Genomic DNA, 6,541 nt, shown 5'->3' with positions numbered 1-6,541 from the left:
TAACTGGACCACAGGCTGTAAAAAACTGACCTGTAAATAAATCGGTAGCTTCAAAAGTTACATTAGGTGATTCATTGGTATCTATATACTTGAACTTGATACTGTATAAATGTGATGGTGTACTAGTAACATTACTAGTGATACCAAAAGCAGTGAAAGCAAACTCACTTGAGCTTTGTTGAAAAGCGGTAGAAACTCTAGAAGTCGTATTGTCATTAACAACAAAATCTTTGTATCCTACAGGATCAAAAATACCTGAACCAAAAGCGGTATCTAAGATACATCCGTCTGGAGTTTCCATGGTAAAATTACCACTAGCATCTACATTTTCTCCGAAGGCTGCCGTATTATAATTGAAATAAATCTGTCCTGAACCTAAAATGAAATCTGTATCTGATGCAATATAGATATCAGCTTCATAATAATCATCTGTACCATCGTTCGTATTTCTTGCATTTACAAAAGAAAAACTGATATTTTGTGAAAATAGCTGAGTTGTAAAAGCAGCTAAAAATATGAATAGTAATTTTTTCATCATTAATGTATTATTTTAAACTTACACTCTTTGGATGTTAATTATCCTCATTGACATTCCATTGAATGATTTCTCTATTTTAACTTTCGATAACCAGAAAAAAGTTCCATGGTATATAATAGGCAGATAGGCAAATTTTTTGATCTCCTCTCTAACTCTAAATTTTTTATTTTTAATTAATTTCATAATCGTTTGGGGTTAAAATTGTTCTCCTTTACCAATATTGGTGTTTAGTATGTTTGTGATGTCTGTATTTTGAATTTGACCATTCAAATCAAGGTCTTCTTTATGATATCCAGAATTGCCTAAAACTTGGATGATATTGTTGATGTCAATGTTTTGAATTTGTCCATTTTTATCATTATCGCCAGCAATAATTCCATAAGTAGTTATTCCGCTTCCTGAATCATTATATACCAGGCTTAATGCAGCTGTTCCTCCTAGCACATTTGAAGAATTGGTAAAATCAATATGTGATGTGGTAGCTGATAGAGCCAAAGCAGTATTTGTTTGTATGGCTAAATGATTACGATGAGAAACAGTGATAAAATACGATCCACTAGATTCTGATAGCGATAAATTAGTAGAATTGTTTTCTGGATCTACTAAGGCTCCATTACGTTGTACTAAAAATGATTTAGTACTTATGATGTTTGAAGTGTCAGTTCCATCTCTTAACTGAATTTCAATCCAATCTACAATGGCATTTTCACCTGTCGTATTGAATATTGCAGGATCACATATTAGGTTATCCGAATAAGGTGAAGTATTAGGTAAGATACCAGTAGATCTTAAATCGTCGGTCATTAAATGCTCTTCTCCAGAAGTAACATTTTTCATCGCGCCTTCCAAGTATAGTTTTGCTGTAAATTGAATAGAGCAAGCGTCTTTTACTTGATCGAAATTTGAATAGTTTCCTGAGTTCGCATAGAAAGACCAAAAGCTTGGTAAACTTCCATAAGAAGCAAAATTTGCTAATCCGCATATATTTGAAGTATTAGGAATATATAGTGACCAATAATTCCCGTTCACAGTCCTTAAAGAAGTTAAGTTTATGGATTGTAAATTTTCTTCAGCCAAGTAATGATCTATACTATTATTATCTGCATTTAAAGACACTAAATTTTGAAGACCATCTATATTTAATAATCCATTACCAGAAATATTCATTTGACCAATATTGGTTAATGCTTCGAATCCGTCTAGAGAAATCAGCGAAGTATTGTCTAGAACTAATACATAATCAAGACTTGTAATACTAGGAAAGCCAGACATATTAACTATACCTGTATTGCGAATCGTTAACCTGTCAAAAGATGTAAGGTTCTGTATTCCATTTAGTGAGTCAAAGTTTGTACAATTTTGAATGGTTAGTGAGCTTAACGTTGTAAAAGAACTCAAACCATTTAAGTCAGTAACTGTATCACTGTTTTGTAGTTCAATAGTATCAGTTGAATTGGCTTTTAAACCAATAAATGATGAAAAGCTATCACAATTATCAACTGTAATACTTTCAATAGTATTCGTGTTTGATAATCCATTAAAATTTTCAAAAACTGTAGCATCAGTAATTGAAATATCACCTAAGGAAACTAAATTATCAAGACCAGTGAAATTGATAAGTTTATCACAAGTGTCAATCGTTAAATCATGTAAAGAATTTACTTTATCAAGGCCACTTAGATTTGTTAAATTATTACAAGTGTCAATTGTTAAATCATTTAAAGAAGTAATGCTTTCAGAACCTGTTAAATCTCCAATTGAAAGATATTGTAGAGAAAATAGGGAAGTAATACGTTCTAGATTTGTAATTCCAGATAATGATGCTAATGCACTACAACTTTCAATTTCAAAAGTTGTTACTTCTTGAAGGTTACTTAAGCCATTTAGATTTGTAATGGTATTTAATCCTCTAAGTTTTAATCGAGGTAAATTACTAACGTTTGGGAAGTAATTCAAATCTAATAATGCGGTTAAATCTGAAAATAGAATTTCATTAACATTAGTTATCTTATCTAATCCTTGTAATGAGGTGATGATTGAGTTACTCTGTACAATTAAACGATTAACTGTTGTTAGTTTATCAAGATCATTTAAGTTTGGCAAATTAGGTTCTGAAATCGTAAGATTCTTAACCGTTATTAAATTATGTAGTCCTTGTAAATCTGTTAGGTTGTTATAGCCTACAGTAATGTCAAAATTAACATTAGTAAAGTGACTAAATGCAGTAATATCATCTAATGCGTAATTAGAGGTTACCTTGATTGAAGAAACGGTTGAAATATTTTCTATTCCATTAAGTGTGGTTATAGTATCATTTCCAGAAATAGTTAGTCCATTTCCTACTGAAGTTATAATACTCAATGCTGCTAAACTAGTTAAGCTATCGTTATTGTTAATCGATAATGAGTTACCAATAGTTTCAAGTCCTTGAAGTCCATTTAGATCTGTAAGACTCGTGCCAGAAATTGATACTAAGCCAGTAACACTTTTAATTTTGTTGTTTAAACCAGAAATATCATTTACTGACGAGCTAGAAATGACTAAGTTTCCAGTAATTGCCGTACAATCAGGATAGTTGTCGATAAAATCTTGCACTGCCGTTTGTGAGGTAAGATAGACAGATCCAGAAGGGCATTGGGCGAATAGGGGAAGCCCAATGCTCAGGAAGAATATGGAAAACAGCGCAGCACTTTTCCATATGTCTAGTAGTAATTTTATGTTTCTATACACCATGGGAATTAGTTATTAAAATTGTTCTCCTTTACCAATATTTGTATTTAGAATACTATTGATATCTAAATTTTGTACTTGTCCATTCATATCTATATCGGCATTGTTATATCCAGAAATTCCTAACAATTGAATAACTGAACTAGCATCTGTATTTTGAATTTGTCCGTTTTCATCAAAATCCCCAGAAATCATGGCGAAAATTCCATTGCCCATATCTATTGTTGAATTTGAACCACCAAAAGCAGCTATTGAAGTATCACTTAGATTAACAGTAGTTGTATTTACTGAGTTTAAAGCAATAGTAGCGGCACTTAGTATTCCTAAATGATTTCTGTGATTAATAGCCACATAATAGCTATCAGAAGGCAAGTCAAATTCTAAAGCAGAAGCTCCATCTGTAGCAACTATGTCTCCATCGGCTTGTAATAATGCTGATTGACTTGCGATTACTATAGTTTGATCATTTTTATCACGTAGGGTAATCCAAACCCAGTCTATAATAGCATCACTTCCTGTATTATCAAATACGGTAGTTTCACAAGTTAAACCGTCTGTATATGGGCTTGTAGTGGGTAATAAACTATTACTACGCAAGCTATCGTCCATAACAGTTGTTCCTGAAGTTACCAAGGGTCCCTGTAAAAAAGTAATGGGAGAGAGCTTAATTTTTAACATTATTACCTCTTGATGAAACCCTTGGTTTAGTGTTACTGTTCCGTTAGATTCGGTAGTTGTTACCAATTCACCAACGGTAAAATTTATACTTGCATTGGCGTTACTTAGTGTTGTTCCGCTTGATCCAATTACTGAACGTTCTAAAGTTTGTGAAAACAAAGAACTAGTAATAAATAAAGTTGTTATAAATATATATTGTCTCATGTGTCTACTATCTTTTTCCAATAATTTGCAAAACAGTTATAGCGTCTGTTTTATTATCTCCTCCTGAGCTTCTTACCTGGTATTCCACTTTACCTTGAGCCAATGAGGTAATCTGAGCAGCTCTAGTCACAGAAGTAGACGCAACACAAGTGATAGTTACTGAAGGAATACTTGAAAAGTGATTCGAATAATTTACTGTGTATGTGTTCCCACTTAAAGAAGTTGTAATACCAGTAGAATTGGTAACATTAGAATTTAGTGTTCCATCAGTATCTACAATTATCGAGATGATTTCTACATTATTAGCTGCACCAACAGCTCTAAGATCATCTCCGTCTTCGTCAATAATTACATTTCCATCAGTTGAAATGTTTTCATCAACTTTTAGTTCTCCTTTTACTTGTAATAAACTATTATCAAATTCTCCATAAATTAAATCTCTAATATGTAGTTGATTAGAGAATGTACCACCTGCTCCTGCTGCGGTTCCAATCAATACATTAGAGTCTCCGTTTAAGTTATATCCAGCAAAGTATCCGATAACCACATTGCTATCTCCAGATTGCGCACCCTCTGCGGCTTGATATCCAATAACTACATTTCTTCTATCAAGATTTGAAAGATTACTAGTATCATCATACGTACCAAAAATTTGGTTTTCAGATGGTGATGTTAATATTCCATTAAGCTGAAAATTTCCTCCTAAGGTTAAGTTCCCTGAAGTCGTTACATTTCCGCTATTATCAATTTGTAATCCTTCATTACCTCCGTCATTAGATAACCAGTTGTTGTTTAATAATGCATTACCTCCTAAAGTTAAAGTTCCAGAAGATGTTACATTACCACTAGTATCAAATTGTAATCCCTCGTCACCGCCGTCATTATTAATCCAATTGTCAGCTAATTTTATATTACCCGTAAGTTCTATAGTTCCATTATCTAAAACCTTAATTCCTTCATCGTCTCCATCATTAGATAGCCAGTTGCCATTCAATTGTATATTATCAGAAATCGATACGTTTCCATTATCTAAAATCTTAATTCCTTCGTTGTCTCCATCATTTGATAACCAGTTGTCATTTAATTTTATATTTCCACCTAAATTTACATTCCCACTTGTATCAAATTGGATACCTTTATTGTCGGTACCATCACCATTAATCCAGTGTGTATCTAGGTTAATATTACTCCCTAAGAATAATTTGTGTGATGTAGTTACTCGTCCACCAGAATTTACTAATAATCCTTCATCGTCACCGTCATTAGAAATCCATTTTCCGGCTGTCTTAATATTTTCAGTTAAGGTATGATCTCCTAAATTGTCTCCGTTTTCTACATATTTTGCTTGTAATGCATAAGGGACACTTAATAGTTGGGTTGTTCCCATACTTACATAGGTTGTACCACCAGTGATATCAACACTAACTTCTAAAAAATGATTATCTGATGACCAGCTAATTGTAGAAAAATCATCTGTAGAAGTTCCTTGTCCTACAACTACATCAAAAACTCCATATGCATTTGTAGTTGGTGTATGTGTTTCTGTATATACTACTGTTCCTGTAGCTGTAGTTTGGTGTAATTGAAACTGAACGCCTATTGCTGTATTTGCGATTACATTGCCAGTAGCATCTCTAACTACAGATTGGTAATTAAAACCTTCTGGAGTTTGTGCAAAAGCGATTAAAGAAAAAAGGCATAGAGATAAAAAAGTGCCAAGCTTTTTCATACAAGTCGAATTTAAATTGTTGTGTGAATTGTTTAAAAATTTCATACGAGGGTGTATTTATATAATTTAAAATTGTATTAATTGTGAGTTATCTTTTTTTGATCTTAAACTTCTTTTGAGAGTATATTCTATTTTAAAACTGTCTATCGCCAGAAGACATTTTATTGTCATTTTTGATTCTCAAATTTAGTTTCAGATGTTTTGATAAAACCATGGTGCAATAGTATTCGATTTTAGGGTTTAAAAAAAGAAAACCAAGGGTGCAAAAAAGGATGCAAAAATGAAAAATCCTTATTTTACAGTGATTGCAGACGTGTTTTTTTGAACCCTTGGTGTAATGTGTTTTGTAAAAAATGGGTTAAAATTGATGTTGAATTTTTTAATATAAATGCTTAGTTGTAGTTCAGTGTAATTTAAAATCGTAGCTGTTAATCAATTTATTTGTATTAGAAATGATGTTTATAGTCACGTTAAAATTCTCTGAACTTGTTAAATAATGTGAATCTTGGATAAGAAGTCTTTGTCAGTTCGAGTGATTTTACGGAATGATAATGAGGTAAAATTGTACTGAATCAAGTTCAGCAGAACTATCTAGAACACTATTTTTACTTCTCGATACAAAATTCATTTCCATTCTACTCCAATGAATTTCACTCGAAGTT

At 32.2% G+C, this 6,541-nt stretch carries 4 protein-coding genes; all 4 read right to left on the bottom strand.

The features are described 5' to 3' along the window. Window positions 1-538: hypothetical protein (locus BVC87_RS22780; RefSeq protein ID WP_143569894.1), on the bottom strand; the 538-nt coding region annotated here is incomplete at its 3' end. Between the two features lie 195 nt (window positions 539-733). Beyond that, window positions 734-3,271: a hypothetical protein gene (locus BVC87_RS22775; protein WP_143569893.1), complete on the bottom strand. Its 2,538-nt coding sequence runs from the start codon at window positions 3,269-3,271 to the stop codon at window positions 734-736. Between the two features lie 12 nt (window positions 3,272-3,283). Further along, window positions 3,284-4,150, bottom strand: a complete 867-nt coding sequence (locus tag BVC87_RS22770; protein WP_143569892.1) for a hemagglutinin protein — start codon at window positions 4,148-4,150, stop codon at window positions 3,284-3,286. A gap of 7 nt (window positions 4,151-4,157) precedes the next feature. After that, window positions 4,158-5,879: a hypothetical protein gene (locus tag BVC87_RS22765; RefSeq protein ID WP_075344703.1), complete on the bottom strand. Its 1,722-nt coding sequence runs from the start codon at window positions 5,877-5,879 to the stop codon at window positions 4,158-4,160. Window positions 5,880-6,541: the final 662 nt, after the last annotated feature.

It is taken from the genome of Tenacibaculum agarivorans (assembly GCF_001936575.1).
GTDB classification, from domain to species: Bacteria; Bacteroidota; Bacteroidia; order Flavobacteriales; family Flavobacteriaceae; genus Polaribacter; species Polaribacter agarivorans.
The sequence above is the reverse complement of the archived record's forward strand: the minus strand, read 5'-3'. Positions and strand labels throughout refer to the sequence as shown.